10 protein-coding genes and 1 pseudogene are annotated in these 16,408 nt (G+C 44.1%); 1 reads left to right on the top strand and 10 read right to left on the bottom strand.

Features of this window, described 5'->3' with window-relative positions:
- Position 1: 1 nt before the first annotated feature.
- The 8 genes from MHN32_RS07535 to MHN32_RS07500 all read right to left on the bottom strand — a co-directional run bounded on the left by MHN32_RS07535 (position 2) and on the right by MHN32_RS07500 (position 13,486).
- Entirely contained in the window at positions 2 to 1,135 is a 1,134-nt protein-coding gene (locus tag MHN32_RS07535) for a hypothetical protein (protein WP_239421418.1), read from the bottom strand.
- Positions 1,132 to 1,959, bottom strand: a complete 828-nt coding sequence (locus MHN32_RS07530; RefSeq protein WP_239421417.1) for a hypothetical protein — start codon at positions 1,957 to 1,959, stop codon at positions 1,132 to 1,134. Before MHN32_RS07530 ends, MHN32_RS07535 begins: the two co-directional genes overlap by 4 nt.
- Positions 1,959 to 6,278: a hypothetical protein gene (locus MHN32_RS07525; RefSeq protein WP_239421416.1), complete on the bottom strand. Its 4,320-nt coding sequence runs from the start codon at positions 6,276 to 6,278 to the stop codon at positions 1,959 to 1,961. The genes MHN32_RS07530 and MHN32_RS07525 overlap by 1 nt, the downstream gene beginning before the upstream one ends.
- A complete protein-coding gene (locus MHN32_RS07520; protein WP_239421415.1) occupies positions 6,278 to 7,657 on the bottom strand; it encodes a hypothetical protein in 1,380 nt (459 codons plus the stop codon). The genes MHN32_RS07525 and MHN32_RS07520 overlap by 1 nt, the downstream gene beginning before the upstream one ends.
- Positions 7,657 to 9,363, bottom strand: coding sequence for a hypothetical protein (locus MHN32_RS07515; RefSeq protein ID WP_239421414.1), 1,707 nt, complete (start codon positions 9,361 to 9,363; stop codon positions 7,657 to 7,659). The genes MHN32_RS07520 and MHN32_RS07515 overlap by 1 nt, the downstream gene beginning before the upstream one ends.
- Complete coding sequence (locus tag MHN32_RS07510; RefSeq protein ID WP_239421413.1) at positions 9,363 to 11,486, bottom strand: N-6 DNA methylase; 2,124 nt, start codon at positions 11,484 to 11,486, stop codon at positions 9,363 to 9,365. The genes MHN32_RS07515 and MHN32_RS07510 overlap by 1 nt, the downstream gene beginning before the upstream one ends.
- 91 nt (positions 11,487 to 11,577) lie before the next feature.
- Complete coding sequence (locus tag MHN32_RS07505; protein ID WP_239421412.1) at positions 11,578 to 11,991, bottom strand: hypothetical protein; 414 nt, start codon at positions 11,989 to 11,991, stop codon at positions 11,578 to 11,580.
- A complete protein-coding gene (locus MHN32_RS07500; protein WP_239421411.1) occupies positions 11,981 to 13,486 on the bottom strand; it encodes a hypothetical protein in 1,506 nt (501 codons plus the stop codon). The genes MHN32_RS07505 and MHN32_RS07500 overlap by 11 nt, the downstream gene beginning before the upstream one ends.
- A 267-nt stretch (positions 13,487 to 13,753) precedes the next feature.
- Between MHN32_RS07500 and MHN32_RS07495 the strand changes: the two genes are divergently transcribed.
- Positions 13,754 to 15,415, top strand: a complete 1,662-nt coding sequence (locus MHN32_RS07495) for a TIGR04141 family sporadically distributed protein (protein WP_239421410.1) — start codon at positions 13,754 to 13,756, stop codon at positions 15,413 to 15,415.
- Positions 15,416 to 15,467: 52 nt separating this feature from the next.
- Here MHN32_RS07495 and MHN32_RS07490 read toward each other — a convergent pair whose 3' ends face one another.
- Both MHN32_RS07490 and MHN32_RS07485 read right to left on the bottom strand, forming a co-directional pair.
- Positions 15,468 to 15,653 (bottom strand): AlpA family transcriptional regulator, encoded by a 186-nt coding sequence (locus MHN32_RS07490; protein ID WP_239421409.1) that lies wholly within the window; start codon positions 15,651 to 15,653, stop codon positions 15,468 to 15,470.
- A gap of 56 nt (positions 15,654 to 15,709) precedes the next feature.
- Positions 15,710 to 16,352: pseudogene (locus MHN32_RS07485) on the bottom strand (ISAs1 family transposase); the annotation flags it as partial.
- Between the last annotated feature and the right edge of the window lie 56 nt (positions 16,353 to 16,408).

The raw sequence follows: 16,408 nt of genomic DNA, 5'->3' as shown, positions 1-16,408 counted from the left end.
TTTATTCCTCGTCCAACCCAGATAACCAGGTATCTTCTACATCGTTATTCTTGATTGCATCGCTTAACCCCTGACGGTAATACGCTGCAAACTGGTCCAGCATTTTCAATTGCTGCATCGCTAAAAGTTGTGGTAGTGGCTTTAGCTTGCTTTGACCTTGGATATCTAAAGCCATCAGTTTCCAAGCGACTGCATCAAGCTTTTTGGTGTCCCAGTCTTGAGCTTCACCCGCAAGCTGTACCATTTGAATTTGACTGGTGTGTCCGCCTCGATAGTGAAAGCCAATAACACCAGCATCAACTGCTTCAGCTGGCTCCATTCTTGAGCAGTTCTCTGTCATCCTAAATGCCATCGTGCGCGTAAACGATCCCAAAATGCCATGAATGAAACGCTTATCACCAATACCGGCTAAGCGAGACCCTATATCAGCGAGCTTATCCAAATTTTTCTGCTGGAGCTCATCTGTCGTTAACAAGTGCTTGCGACCTTCTTCTGTACGCAAATCTTGCTTGGCAATGTTAACGATGGCACTAAATCTTTCGGATACAATACTCGCTAATACAGGACCTTGAGGGTTCCACGGGAACAATTGTTCCCGATAGCTGGACCAGAATTGCGCTATCACATTTTTTGTACGCTGGTACTCCTCAACGTGTTTTACATTACGATCCAATGGCGTCATTGCCCTATCCAAAAATAGTGGCGTATCTAATAGAATTAATTGACTAGGGTTTCCTTGCTTTAGCTGCTTCTCGACCAATTGATAGGCCTGGCGAATTTCCACCAAATCTAGACGTTTTCGTTGCGCTTCAAAATCGATATCATCCAACTCTGATACAGAATCGTTACTACCGGTCCCCACTTGGTTTTGTTCGATACACATATCTATGCGAACCGCACCAGACGCGTATATATAGCCGCCTAAGGCGTTTTTAATACAGGAATGGGTGGCAATCCCGGAGACCGTCAAGTCAATAACCTTTGGCCGTTCAACACGCTTTACGAGACCAGCACTTTTGAACAATGGTGCAACGGCAAGCACATCTCTGATTTGTTGTAACAATCGCCCTGCACTTCCCGGCAGACGGATTTGTGATTCAACCGCCAAAGATTGCGCTAAGTTTTGTTTTCTCATCGTGTTGCATCCTTTAGCTGCTCTGCGTAAAGCCAGTAAGCACTGTCTTTGAGTATTTCTAACCCCTCAGTGGTTAGCCCACTCTCGTTTACATATCCAATTGCTAACAATCGAGAAAAGCCCTCATCCATTTCATTCCCTGTAAACTGAAAAACGGGAAATGCTTGATTAGATAGATAGGCATTCAGTTCTCTCGCAGAGATCGCCTGCCATGCGTATATACAGGCCATGATCGAATAATCAGTCGCTATTAACTGGGTTGGTTCATTGGCGGCGTCAGTCTCGATAGCATCTGGTGTTCCTGCTAACCGGTCAAAGAACGCAAACCATTCCCGCACTAACTCAGTTTCGTCAATTAATGAGATTGACCAAATTGGCAAACAAGTAACTGCAAACACTCCCGAGGCAGCATGATGTTTCAGGTAACGAGTATTCGCCGCAGAAGCGCCCCAAAGATGACCCTGTGAACGCTCACAAACACCTTGTCTACCTGCAATCTGCTGGGTTACCTCGGACTCTAATAGTCGCGCCAAAGGCGAATCGACAGAAGGCACTGCCTCACTGAAACCAATCTGCCAGTCTATATCCTCATCAATCACTCCAGAGGAGTAAGGGGGAAGCAACATCAACGTTCGCCCAGACAGCAACGCCCAGTCGCGCCACTCTCTCTTATTGGCTGCATCAAGCTGTTGAAAGTCTTTACCTAACATCAATACGCAACCTTGATGCGGTAGTGTTTCAGTGACGGGCTCCGTTCCAATAAGCGAACTTAAAAACCGCCCTCTGCGATGATTAGCAAGTGAAAGTGCTAAATAGAAAGTCATTAAGCGCCTCCAAAGGTGATTTGAAGTTTAATGATTCCTTTGTCCACTAATTCACTTTGCTCCTGAGAAGTAAGGTTAGGTTCTAATTTGCTGAGCATCAGCGAAGAAATTTCCACCCAGCGCTCAACAGAAATCGAGGTTCCTTGCAAGGCATATTCCGCGAGCTTGTACCAATCGCGATGACGACACTCAAGCTCAATAGCCAAATCAGACAACGATAAATCGGTAAACTCTTCATCTTTGATCGTCGAAAGTGCTGGCTTGCCTACCGCCATTAAAAGCGGCGTCACTTCTGGCCTTAAAGTCTGATTGGCCTTTTCAATGATTTCATTTCGATACCTCTTTACCGCAGACTCTACACTGTTCACCTTACCCATTAGCACACCGAGCTGTGCAGTTATGGGTCTCATTAACTTCACTGGTACATCTTTAATTGCTGAGAACTGCCCCGTTCTAGCATCGGTTGAGAACTTCTCTCTAAAGAGATCAACTTGCTCGTCTAGTTCCAGTAATGCATCTTCGATATCACGCAACGAATCTTGATACTCGAGGACTTTTTTTGGGTGTTCAGCTTCAGGGTAGTCGACCGGCAACATGTCACCAAGCTGGTGCTTGAGGGCCGAAAGCTTATTGTCCAGTTTGCTAAAATCAGCCTTTGTATCAGCAAACATTTTAAGCAAGCTACGATAAGCCTGTACGATATAACCACTGATATCCTCAAAGCTTCGATGGCTACCACTTCGGATATCAACACCCACTTCTCTGGCAAGATCATCCAGTCGACTGGAAACCTTGTCTAATTGCAACGTACGCAAATAGAAGTTAAGCGTCTCGGTTGAACCTTGATATTCGATTCGTTGTGTTTCGGTAACCTGAGACTGCTTGATCGCCCCTTGTAAAATGTTACTAATCGTCCCCAAAGAGAGGGTAAACAACTTAACGGGGAACGGAGCTTTAGCTGCAGGTTCGTCGCTAATAATCGAAGCGACGTTCGCACATGCCTCATCAATTCGTTTCGCAGAAGTTTGTACAAACTGAGCAAACTGATATGCCTGTTCAATACGCGAATACAGCGAACGAGAGTCATCTTCTAATCGAATACGCTGCTCCAACCGCAAATCCGCGCTTGCTTCTCGAGTATCTCGTACGGCACGAATATGATTGAGCACTTGATGCCGCAGACGAAGCAATTCGGGGAGCTCATCAACAACTGCGGATAGCTCTGATTTAAGATTTGTTTCCTTGTCGCTAATTTGAACCACCAGCTCAGCTGCCGCTTCCAAATGATTATGTGCTTTGGTGGTTTCAGTTCCATGCTTACCCTGCATGCCGGCAAACAAACCTGGGATCTTATCCTCTCCGAATACTTCTCTTAGCGCTTCAACTCGCCCTTGATAGCTATCCTCGCCTTTGCCTTTAAACCAAGCAACTGCGTAACCAAGCTCTCCTTCTTCAATCTCAGAGCGTGTAACAGGTAGCCATTTTTCTTTCTTAGCTTGGCGATCTTCAATCTTCGCTAAGTTCAGTTGGCTGCAGAGCCACATCCAATCACTGAATACCGCTTTAGAAGATAAGCCTTGACTCGCTGGGGACCACAAATACCCCCAGTACCACTTCTCTTGAGCGTCGTCCAATGTCCATGATTTGGCTTTTTTCGGGTTGGCTATCTCAGCCAAAAATGCAGGTACACGCGCCTGTGCCTGTGCCGGGTGCTCAATGTCGCTAAAAAGACCAGCATGTTCGTTTGACTGATAGCCACTTTGTAAAACTTTACCGTTTAGTGATAAACGGCTGAACACCGCTCGAATATCTGCCGCATCAACGCCATGCTCAGGCAAAATATCATTCAAGCTATTGACGTTGTTATCTTGGACTAGGAGTAAATGCCAAGCCTTAAAAAGCTTATTGCGATCATCATCGTTAATACGCCCAGAAGGCTTTAGAGGCCAGGCTATCAAACCACGCTCATTTAGCCATTGTCGCCATTCATGAATTCGGCTGTAGGTGTAATCACGAATGTTATTCAGACGGTTCTTGAACTTCGAGGTAAACACCTGCTCATTAAGCTCAAAGCCCTCTTGCAGACGCTGGTCGACACCAATTCTTTCAATCACATCAATTTCACTGGTGTTGAGATAATAGAGTAAGATGTTCTCTTTCAAATCGTCTTTAACACTGCCCTTGGCGTAATCGTCCATCACCCCAATCGAACCGGTGAATGCAACAACAGGTACACGCCCAATCGCCCCATATTGGCCTGTTATTTCTTCGTTTAGACGTGTGAGCTCATCTTTACTGTCTACCCAAGCAAACGCAGCTTTCCCTTGAGGATGAAGCTTTAAGCCCTCACAATACTGCAATCCAGAGCTTGCGCCTCGCCCTCCACCTGCTTTAGTAAATTGGATAGCCAAGTCTTGTTTACTTACAAAGGCTTCTTGGTTGTAGTTCCAATCTCGATCCAATAAGCGAAATAGCCCCAACAATCGAGTACGACGTCTTACAAGTGGTGAACGCTCCCATTCAGCCTTAAGCACTGACATCGCTTTTTCATGACCGTCGGCATAGCCTACTTCACGGAAAATCATTGAGTTTTGTTGTTGGGAGCGATAACGCATGTCTAAACGAAGCAGCATCGCCACACTTGGACCGATATGGGTTTTGTCTTCATCGTCTAACTGTTGTACATCACCAAAGAAACGTTTCCATAGTGCGTCAGCAGCAAATTCTGCAGCGGGATGACTATATAGCAGACTGATCAAGTGACGGAATTCTTGAACATCTAGCGGTACAAGGAAGGTATTTTCATCACCTGTTTCGTTAATGGCAAACGTGCGTAAATTCTGACGCAGGGCTTGAAGATTCAAACCTTGATCTACGCTTGGGTAGAACCACTCATCACGATCACGGCGGAATTTTCCATCTTGCAATGCTTGACGGCAATCAAGCATCGACCAATCAACTTTACGATATAAGCTGACGATCGGCTCATCATATTCATTTTTCAGTGGCAATAACGCCAACAAATGTTGATGATCGACATCTAGCGCCTTAGGTAATTGAGCAAACAACAAATTACGCGCTTGCTTAAGAAGTGCTTTGTCCTCAGTTTGAATGCCGTTAATCGCATTGTGATCTAAAACATGATCGGAGATCCGCCCAGAATTTTCTAAGACTTGATCAAATAACTCCCCCACATTGCTAAACTCTTGGCTATTCCCTGCGAGCTTATCTAGCTCAACATCAATATTAGCCATCACCACGTTGAACCAACCAAAGTTAGCGCCACTCATGGCATAAGCCGCTTCAACTAGACCTATCGGATATTGATGACGTAGCTTGTTACCCTCTTGCAGCTTAGCGACATAATCTGATACATCAGCAAAGGCATTATTTTCGAGTTCCACTAGCTCAAAACGACGCGCCGTCGATTGAATTTCACGCAGCTGCTGCCCCAATAGCGGGGAACAAAGCGCTACATAGCGCAACCATGGCAACTTACGACGTGGATCTTCCTCTTTAATCGCTTTACCAATCAGACGGATGGCCTCTCCATCCAGTTGGCAAGCGTCGTCCCTATCGATGCCGTAGGTAGCAGCTTCTGCGACAGTCTCTAGCTCATCAAGCACAATCAAGATATATTGAATACCAAACTTTTGAAGGTATTGGTAAGCCGAATCAACCAATTGGGTGACTGTAATGGTATTGCCATTTTCATCTTGAGCTTGGTCGTAATACAGCACCTCATCAGAAAAAGCATGATCAAGCATTAACCGATTCGCTAGCTCTGCAGCTTCAAAACCAAACGGCTCAATACGTTGCAGTGCCTGTTTAGCGATACTTGATTGAATAGAGCCATCAAACTGCTTAGTCGCCAATGGGGTCAACGCTTGATATAAACCATAGGCAAACCAGTTATCGGTGTTTTGAAACTTAGACACAATTTGCGAGTAGCGAATATAGAGGCCTAAGTACTCTTCTCGCTTACTCTCATCATCAAAGAGTTCAGCGTTTTCTAGCTCTCCACTGCCGTTACGCACGTACCAACCTTTAGAGCAATCATTGATCTGTGCAATCAACTCATAACCCAAACGAGACTTACCCCGCCCCCACTCGCCTTCAACGGCAAATACGTGAGCGAATTTATCGTCTTCATGGTCAATGGTTTTAATAAACGTACGATAACGATTGAAAAATTTACTTTGCCCAACAAGCGGGTCTTTTGACGGATAATCCGAAACACCTGTTGCCGCCCAGTTATGTTGTTCTGTCAGCGCTTTCCAAACATCTTGAGATTCATTGATAGCATTATTTTTTGTCATTATGTTACATCCTTTAAAAACTGCGCTGAGGTATTACTCGTATTGGTTGAATGGGCCTGGCTGATAAGCGACTCTTGCTCTTGGCGCCAACGCAAAGCCTGGGTACGGATCGCCTCTCGCAGTTTTTTTCCGTACAGGGCAAAAGCGCGTTGGCCTTTCATGCGATAACAGGCATCAGCAAACTGTGGGTTAATTTGGTAGTAATCCAGCTCGCCACTAATGCCATCTCGATGTTGCCATACTTGGCGTTTAAGCAATAACTCAATCACATCGCCAAGCTGCTGGTCAAGCTCTTGAGTACTGATAGCAGCTGGGAATAACGCCATAGATAATTCAGCCAAGATCCGCGAAACAAACTGAGCCAAGCTACCGCACAGCACCTCATCGCCATCTCGGTTTAGCACTAACACCTGCACCAAACTGGGTTTATAGCCACTTTGCCCGGATGGCAACTCAAGCATTAAACCGCCTAGCCCTTCGCTTGACCATATATCCTGCTCATAGGTGATCGCCGCTAGCAGCAATGCCCAAGGCGAACTGAGTACCCAATCGAGCGCTAAATCACTGCGGGTCTTTGTTGCATCTAGGGGGAGGTTATCAAATGTATGTTGGTCAAAATCATATTGCCCTATCTTTTGCTGCCCAAGCTCATGACGAGCACAGTCATCTGATTGTCTGGTCTCGATAGAACGAGAAGATGAGTAAGATGAAGAGAGCGAAACCAACAGATACGGGTTGTATTTAGTATTGGCTTTAGGCACCAGCAACAAGCGTCCCTTTACCCAATCAATGTCTGGGCGCTGACCTTGTAAAGCAGTTGGCGCGATCACCGGTAAGGCTTGTCCGCGCCATAAGCTCAATTGATAAGCGGTGGTTAATACGCGTGTTAAAATAGGTAGCGCACTAATACTGTCTGCTTGGGTACCCAATAGCTCACGCTCTATCGCACTATAAGGTGTTGCACTCAAAGAGGCCTCAGCGAGTGAAGCTTCTACCCACTCGCTGGCAGCGCCAAGCTGGTGGATACGCTCAACCAATTGCAGTGGATCGCTCAGCTCAGACGCCTCTTGGCAGCGTGCCGCCATAAGGTTTAACCAAGGCTGACGGAATTGGCTATCACAAGCGAGTACAGCAGCCACCAGCTGCGAGCTTGAACCAAGTTCGGTCACACCATCAAGTAGCCGCTTACTGGCTACCCAATGTTTGCCATCATCACAGGGGTAAGCCAAGCCAGTGAGCAGCTCGCGAACGGCTTTATCTTGAATAATGGCGCAGCCACTTTCCAACAGACGCTCTAACGGCCTGACCACGCTAGCCAACAAAAAGTTTTCGCTTTGCAGTAATTCGTCACTCAAGACGTGTGATGATGGCTGTTCCATTAGGCCTCCGCCATCGTATCGTCAGCGTCAAGCGCTTGATTGGCTTGTTCTAACAGGTCATAGAGCTGCTCGATATCGTCAAACAGAGGATCACCTTCGCCATCAATGCCCTCAGCTGTCATGCGTTCAAGCAATGCACGATCAAGTGACTCATCGCCTGCTTCTAGTGCTTGCTGAGCGGAAACCAACTGCGATTCGGTAAGCTGCCCTTCAATAAGGGCTTCAACCAGGGTTTTGGCTGCTTGAGTCAGTCTTGTAGAAAGCTTAAACAAGGTGTCAGCTGTGCTAAGAGCTTCACCAAGAAAGTTCTGAAAACCCAAATCAACATCTGGCACAGGAAGATTTCGTAAAGCGCCACTTGATAGATTTAACTGTCCGGTTGAGCCATACACGCCTTTTTCTATCAAGCGCTGCCCCGTATAAGTTCGAAGAAAACCGGCGATAAACGCTGGATTAGCTTTGTTTGAATCAATACGAACTAAGAATAAAGAATCGGTTATATATACCTCTTCATCATCCATAAAAATCGACGCACGACCAACTGTTCCTGCTCCTTGCCTTGTAACCAAAATGTCATTTCTTCTTAGTCGAACAATACGTTTGTTTTGCTCATCATCGGGGTCAACCGTTTCGTAACCAGTCTCATCCAAAAACAAATCTCTTGTTTGCTTTGATTTAATACATTTCTTTCCTATCGATGAAAATTTAGGCGTTGCTCCTTGTCGAATAGGCTCCAAACTAATTGCTTGCAAACTCTTGTAGTGCTTTGCAGAAGTTATAATGTCGAATGCTTCAGTAATTGCTGGTCGATACGTTTGCGCTGATAAAAAGTCATCAATAGCATCGGTTGCCACGGTGTTGATATGAAAAAACTCTCTTTCAGTGTCAACTGAGCCCATTTTGTTTTTATCGATAACGGTTTGAAAAGCCTGTTTAGTATCAAGGTCCTCATTTTTTAGTGACAAAAAATTTGTCAATTCCTTCGTTGCTTCTTTTTTGTCATTCACTAATAAGTCAGTGAGAGCTTCGGTAAGCGATGTAGGAAGAGTTTCTTGAATCAGTGCATCAATGAAAGCGGGGATGCGATACAACACCTTAGCCCAAGCGCGCAGTTGCTCGGCTTGACGAACTTTATCCCCGATGTATTTTTGGGAAATGGGATTAGGGCAATATACTTTTAGGAACCTCACTGCATCAGTTGAAGTCGTGGGCTGAGCGACCTCCTTAAGCTGTCTTTTTAACTGAGATAAACCAAACAGAGATGAGCAAAATGCATGTAAATAACCTGAATCTGATTCACCATCATGCAGTTTTGCAATAATAATATTCGGAGAAATACTTGTTTCACCTTCAATAAGTGCTACGCAAGGAACTCCTACACGACCAAAATATAAGTTACTTCCGTTATAAACTTTTAATCCATTACCCAATAAAAGGGACTTAGGAACCTTTACGAGTGACGAATCATCAAAAATATTTGATGTAATGTTTAATGGTCTAATGAAGTTAACACCATTTTCAGAATATAAATCATCTGCAATAGCATTCCCACCAAAAGGACCACAAGAAACACCATCAACGAGTGAATTAAGTGCTTTTGCACCGAGGTTATCTAATTTGTCATCCAGAGCAAGATATTCTGGATGATAGAAACCAGCATCTAAACGCTCACCTAATTTTGAAGCATCAACTTTGACTTGAAACATCACTCACCTCGCTTATAAGCAGCGACAATTGGGTCTAAGTCATTGCTTACACCAGCGGCATAGTCTTCAATGTTGTTCTTAACCAAGTAACCTAAGGTTTCTGCTACGGCCATAAACACATCGGTTTGTGGTTCAGGCAAAAACTGCTCTGGGTGCTTCTCACTAGCAGGGCGCTTTTGTAAGTAAAGGATTGAGGTTTTTGCACCTGTACCAGAAAGCTTAAAGGTATCGGATGGTAGTGATACTACGGCTTTTACAATTGCCTTTCCGCCGCTAAACTCACCGGTTTTTTCATCTTTTTTACCCATGATGTATTCGCGTACATAACGGTCACCCGAGTTACACAAGATACCGTCTGGCAATACAATCATTAAACGGCCACCAGGTTTAAGTAGCTGCAAACAGCGATCGATAAACAGTACGGCAGGGTCAATCGAGCCGCCTTTAACAGGTTTCCATTCGCCATTTTTACTTGGCTTGCTGCCCAGTGCGAGGCCTGACACACTCGGGAACAACTCGTACTTAGGCTTCTTACCCGTAGAAACATTACGCAAGTCTGTTCGGAAGCCAGCCCAAACTGGTGAGCCATCTTCGTTTAGTTCTAGTGGACCTGTGTCTTCCCACGTCATTTTGGTGTAGTCGTAGTAGGCGTTGTAGGAATCGACGACCTCTTCAGCAGGGCGGAATCCACCCAATACTTGTTCCATATCCGCTTCGTACGCTTTTTTCGACTCTTTACCGCGTTTATCAGATTTAAACTTCGGAGTACCAAATGGTGGGTTGGTACAGATCAAATCAAAGCTGTTAGGTTTTAGCGACGGCGTGGTTAATGAGTTACCGGTATAGAAGATTTTTGCTTTTGGTGCGCCTTGCAGTGCCATATTCACACGTGCCAGCATCACCATACGCGGCGCAGCATCTGCCCCCACAAAGCCATTTTCCAGTAAGTGGTTAAATTGCTGTTCGCGCTCTTGATCTGATAGACCCGCTACCGTATGCAGGAAGTTTTTAACGCGGCTTAACGCGACAGAACCAAAGCCGTAAGAACCACATGTAGGGTCGCAAAAGCGGAACTGACCAGAGGTGATTTGCGCGACGGCATTAGTATCGTTTTCAATGTCATGGAAAACCATATCCAGCATTGCATCTTTGACTGGCTTCGGCGTCAGGTAAATACCCAAACCGCCTTTGGATTCAAAGTTTGCGCGCAGGAATACATCGAACACACGACCAAGGAAGTCAGCCGATACATCGGCCAATGTGCCTTGGCGAGTTTCACCGTTTTTCTCATCGGTGAATGGTCCCAGGTCTTGAATCGCTTTTAACAGAGTTTCGTAGTTGCGCGGCTTTTCTAGGCGAAGGTGAGTTTTCGCATCAAAGATCGGGTTCGCTTCACCCGCGTCGTTAACCACAACATAGTCCGGATGTGATTTGAAATGGTCAAATGCAGCCTGGATCAGCTCAACAGCAGCATCACCATGTGCTTGTACATATTGGTAAGTAAAGATTTCTGGTAGCTGATACGCCTTGCCATTGTGTTCAAAACCAAGGTCACTACCTGATTTGTGGTGCACTCGGAATGATTCTAAGAACAGAATCTTCGCTACTTCCTCAATAATGTCGTTTTTGTCCGACACCTTATCTTTAACGGTTTGATAAACCTGTTCATGAAACGCGTCAAGGTCTTGCATTAGGTTACGGTATACCATAGCTGACCAAGCCAGATTCTGCTCTCCGCTCAAGCGTTCGTAATCGCGAATAAGCTCAATACCTGGAATTTCAGGTACCGCTTGGCTAAAACCTTTAAACTCATAGCTACGCTGGTTGTTCGCATCTGCCAAACAGATAAACGCTGGCCATTGGCTCTCGTCACCCAGCATGTCATTTTCACCCAGCAGCTCAAATACTAGTGCATCTAACGATTCTGGCTCTGAGTAATGCCAGTTACCATCACCAAGCACCAGTAACAAGATCTTTGGTGTTTGGTTACCCTCAACAATACCCCAGACAAGCTCTGCTTGATAAAAGTCTTGTGTTGCTTCTAGCGGTAGCGATTCGCTAAATTGACGAAATTGTTTGCGAACTGGCGTATAAATTGGAGCGAGTTCTGTAGCATTACTCATAATTCTTTTCCTAATACGTGCCTCTTTTGTTGAGGCTTTTCTATTGATCCAGGCTCAAAGGTCAAATTGGTTTACTTCAAGATAGGGATAACTAAGCAAGCTTAATTAAGGGCCCCATCATGGTTAATTTGGGGTGTTCTTGCACCGCGCTTTTCAGCATGCCCTCTGTGGCGACGATATGGCTGGGCAGCTTACTGAGCGCTAGCTTTACTGGTAACGGCCGCTTCAGCTCGACGACCAAATCTAGCAAAATGTCACCTAAGTTTTGGCTACTGTTATCCGCCGTAGCTTTCCCTTCAGTTCGAAGAGAAAATAGACCAGTATTCGCCTCTCTCTCCACTGCTGATTGGCAGTTTAGCCATAACGACAACTGACTCTTCTGCCAGCCTAACTCTTGCCAAATATGGCTTTGTTTTGACCAGATATCGTCAAGAGCTTGTGGCTGACTCGTCAGGCCATCAAGGGTCTGTTGCAGCGCTTGCCGTAACTCGATGTCAGTTAACATGGTTCACCTCGTCTAGATTTGGATGAACACTGCTATACACTTGTGCCATCTGTGCCTTTATCTGCTTCATCTCTGCCAGTGCTTGGCTTTGCTTTTTCAAGATGTTGTCTAATTCATTGTGCCAACGCGTCGCCAGCTCACTGGTTAACGGTGGAAACGTCACCTTGGCAAGATCGGATAAATTTATAAAAGCTTGTACACTGCCACTGACTAATTGAGCCATTTGCCATTTGATTAACGGCGTTTCTAACAGCAAGGTGTACGCTCCTGCATACTGGTGGAAAAACAGCGTTGCTAAATGCTCACTCGCCAGCGTATCTTGAGGCAAATTTTCGTTTATCCACAATACCTTACTTTCTCTCGCGAATGTTGAGAGCAGCACATCATTTTTTTGTACCAAGCGCTTTTTCACTCGGCTGATCTTAATCGTTTCGTCATGGTTTGAGTCGATCAGGGTAAGGTCATCAGACACTCGAAAGTTCGGCTTTAAATCTTTAATTTTAAGTAACTGATACCGTTCTGGCAGCGCTTGCTCTTGTTTCGGTTCAATAACTGCAAGTTCAGATAGATATTGGCCGCCGTTAGCGGATAGTTGATGGGTTACTTTATTGTGCTCTGAGTAACCAAAATCTAAACGCTCACTTAAGTCTTCAGATTTGAACCATGCCGTCTTTACCCTATTCTCATTCCACGAGATGGATAAGTTATCTAAGAAATCAGTTAACCAGGCTGAAACCTGTTCGCGCAGGTCTCGCAGCGACATTTGACTAAAGTAAAGCCGTTCTAAACACGAAAGGTAGTGCTCAGAAAGAGGAGTAAATTCATCAGGGGTTGGCGCTAAAGGCATATTCTTTAACTGCGACAGGCCCACACGAACCAGCTCGTCTTTTCGAATTCTGTTCTCTAGATAGTCAACATATAGAGGTTGCTGCAAGCAATAAGTTAACCAAAGCGCATCGTGGCGGTTTAAGCCACGAACGATTGCCATGTTGGCATCAATCGGATGTTGTCGATCAAACTCAGAAATATAAGCTGCAGATGCACTGCCGACCCTACGTACGACAACATCGGAAGGCTTAACGCAAGACTCGAATGAAAGTATCGGTGTTTGGTACTGACTACTCTCCGGATTCAATCTCATGTCAGCAACATGCCTCATTCGGTAATAGCGCTCTCCCACCAGAGTAGTTTCAATATCTATCGCTAGTTTCCTTGTTTCCTCATCAACCAATTTTGGCTGGTATTTGAGGGTTATAGGATCTCTTTTATTAGTATCCAACAAAGAAACATTTGCCATATACCACTCTGATTCTGGGCTTTCGCTAAATCGCCAACCATCAACAAACTTGACTTTATGGTCCTTCAACTGTGCCCATTGTTTTTGTTTTGCAAGCACGGGAAGAATAGCCGCCTTTGACAGGTGATAATCAGCCCGCCAGTCCGTCGCCTCTTCAAACTCTTCTTTTGGTATTTTTTTAATACTAACGGCCTGCATAGTGCCCCCCGATGCTTTTCTTATTTATGTACCTTAGTCGAACCGCCTGAAAAAATCAACAAATTAACATGCGAGTCAAAAGCGATGAGCAAAAAACAAAACCAACCATAAAACAATCTGAAATTTTAATTTGCGAGTTCAAAGCGAAAAAATAAAAATATTTCAAATTCACTGTTGACAGAATGCACAATCATGTTCAGTATACAAATGACATCGCAAACTTGCGAGTCCAAAGCGAAAATAAATTTATTATTAGAAGGAGCAGCCATGCTTAAAGTTACACCACTATCGATATACCTACTAAAATCTGAAGAGAGCTCAAATACTTCAGCAATCAAACTCAATGATGCGAAAAGCCATAATGTTGAGATAGAAGGGACCACCAGTACATTACATGTTCAAATACCTACTTCTAATCCCCCTGCTTTTACAGGATTATTTCATGCAGACAATCAGTTAAATGATGTCGATTTTGGCACTAATCAATCAACAGGAGCTGTATTAGAGGTACGCCACGCAGGCAAGACTTTTTTCATAGCCTTTGGAGCTGGCTATCACATGCTAGAAATGAGTTCCATGGTTCCGGACTTCGGATTAAGAACAGCCCTCAACCTTGTTGAGCGTAAAGATATCCGCGGTATTGATACAGCTTCAAATAAACACACTCCACTGAACAACCGTATTCAAAGCGGTTTAGGTATTGAAGTATCTGATTTTCCAATTGACATAGACGAAGATTTTCTGTCTGCAATCGAAGGAGCCAGTAGTGAAAAAATATTTGGTTCTCGTGTGGCAGGCCGAAGAAAGGCTTTACGAATCAAATATAAAGGGACCTTAACAGGCCTTCCAAAGCTATTACTTCGAGCATATTTAAAATATAGTGAGGAATTACCTAATGAATTTAAATGGGTGGACAATATTCGCGAAGTGACTGAAAGCTCAGTCACTACTTCTCTAAATATTGAGCTCATAAAGCGTTTAGTCAATTTATATAAAAATGGGCCAACAACAGGCGATAACCTAATGCTAATCGCTCCTGAAGTATATGAATCAGAGCTGATCACAGGCTTTAGCTATGGGGCAAGAAATAAGGAGCGCTCGGATCTTTTATGTTTGGAGCGATACTTAAGCTACATAATGCAAAAAGAGAATCAATTAAACCTCAAGCATTTAAAGGTTGACCATAAGGTATATGCTAAAGATGATAATCACAATACCTTACAAATATGGTCTGGCTACGAATGTATTTACTGTGAGTTTATTCACAACGGTAAACACTATGAACTTCGAGCAGGTGTATGGTATGAAATAAATACTGACTTCGTTAAAGAAATCAATACCGTTATGGGGAGAATCCCTATTTATCCATTAGCTTTACCTGAATACAACCATGATTCAGAAGGTGATTACAATAAAGATGTAGCTGCTAATGACACAAATATTAAATGCTTAGATACCAAAAATATCTATATTGGTGGTGGACAAAGTCGATTTGAATTCTGTGATTTAGTAAATTTAAACAATGGCCATGACAAGTTAACCGATTTAATTCATGTGAAGCATTATACTTCGTCGGCAACTTTGAGCCACCTGTTCAGTCAAGGTGTTGTTTCAGCTGAAATATTTAGGGCTAGCGAAGTAGCTCGTCAAAAATTATATACAAACCACCCTGGTGTTATGCCGCTAACAGATCCAGAGGCTATGCCTGATACAGGTAAGTATCGAGTGGTTTATGCTATCTATGATATTGCAGAACTACCAACAAAATTGCCATTTTTCTCTAAAGTTAATTTGAAAAATGCTTACAACCGCTTGAAGGTTTTAGGTTATGAAGTGGCATTAGCTCATATAAAAGTTTCGTCAGATAAAATGGCTAGTCTAAAATACAAAGGCCAAGCAAATAAAAAACAAGTAAGTGCGGCTGCTTAACAGAAGTTTACCTAGGGATTTGGGCTTAATTTAAGAGTGTTAGGCCCCCTTATTAATTTGCATCTCTAGCCGTCGCTTTTACCAAAATCCAATCTTCTACCTCACCTTCAACCCAGGCTACTGAATTTGCGCCTAATGACACGCTTTTAGGGAATTCGTCTTTAGCCATAAATCTGTAGACAGTTGCTCTGCTTAAGCCTGTTATATTTAGTACTTCTGATAATTTAATTAGTCTCATTTTATTCTCCTAATGGCTTAGTACATACCACAGGGGGAGGAGCATACTTTGATTACTTATAAGCCAAAGAACACCAGTGCCCAAAATTTGTCGTTCCAGCCAGCGGTTTTCAATTTGCTCCGTTGACTCGGTAAGCCGCATTCACACTGCTTGAGCATATTCATTACAAAACGCCTGAATAGGGCCATATTTTCCACCGCACCATCGAGACAAATTCTTGATGAATCCTCTTTAAAAACAACATCTAGTACATAGTGCTGACAGTTCTCTATACGCCAGTGTTGACGGATTTAGCGCCCTAGCACCTTATTTTTTGGTGACATTGAGCTGACGTAGTAGCTGGTATCAATACTGGTTTTACCGCCGCAGGTTCTGTGTCGTTCTACCGCGTTGAAATTGATCGGTTACAGCCTGATATAGCTTGGGCTGATTCTTTTTAACCTGCACCACAACATCGGCTTTTTTCGCAGCGATCATTTCAAGTGTTTGCCGTTGACAATGTAGCGCATTCACTGTGATAACACAGCCCTTAATATCAAGCATTTCAAGCAATTGCCGCACAACATTTATCTCGCCTTGCTTGGTTTCAGTGGACTGTTGTGACAGTACTGACTCTGTATCGTATACAGTAACAAGTTGTAATGCCGTCTTTTTATCGCCGCGATACGAACCACGCAGTACTTTACCGTCGAGTGCAATTTATCCAAATAACAATTCATAATGTGTCTTTCATGAGCCAAATTAGGCATAAATTC

This window comes from Pseudoalteromonas sp. Of11M-6 (genome assembly GCF_022347905.1).
In the GTDB taxonomy this organism is placed as follows: domain Bacteria; phylum Pseudomonadota; class Gammaproteobacteria; order Enterobacterales; family Alteromonadaceae; genus Pseudoalteromonas.
This window is presented reverse-complemented; position numbering and strand designations above follow the sequence as displayed.

Coding starts and splice junctions, on each gene's coding strand:
- MHN32_RS07505 (WP_239421412.1), bottom strand. CDS start 11,991: ATGTTAACTGACATCGAGTTACGGCAAGCGCTGCAACAGACCCTTGAT.
- MHN32_RS07510 (WP_239421413.1), bottom strand. CDS start 11,486: ATGAGTAATGCTACAGAACTCGCTCCAATTTATACGCCAGTTCGCAAA.
- MHN32_RS07500 (WP_239421411.1), bottom strand. CDS start 13,486: ATGCAGGCCGTTAGTATTAAAAAAATACCAAAAGAAGAGTTTGAAGAG.
- MHN32_RS07520 (WP_239421415.1), bottom strand. CDS start 7,657: ATGGAACAGCCATCATCACACGTCTTGAGTGACGAATTACTGCAAAGC.
- MHN32_RS07490 (WP_239421409.1), bottom strand. CDS start 15,653: ATGAGACTAATTAAATTATCAGAAGTACTAAATATAACAGGCTTAAGC.
- MHN32_RS07535 (WP_239421418.1), bottom strand. CDS start 1,135: ATGAGAAAACAAAACTTAGCGCAATCTTTGGCGGTTGAATCACAAATC.
- MHN32_RS07515 (WP_239421414.1), bottom strand. CDS start 9,363: ATGTTTCAAGTCAAAGTTGATGCTTCAAAATTAGGTGAGCGTTTAGAT.
- MHN32_RS07525 (WP_239421416.1), bottom strand. CDS start 6,278: ATGACAAAAAATAATGCTATCAATGAATCTCAAGATGTTTGGAAAGCG.
- MHN32_RS07530 (WP_239421417.1), bottom strand. CDS start 1,959: ATGACTTTCTATTTAGCACTTTCACTTGCTAATCATCGCAGAGGGCGG.
- MHN32_RS07495 (WP_239421410.1), top strand. CDS start 13,754: ATGCTTAAAGTTACACCACTATCGATATACCTACTAAAATCTGAAGAG.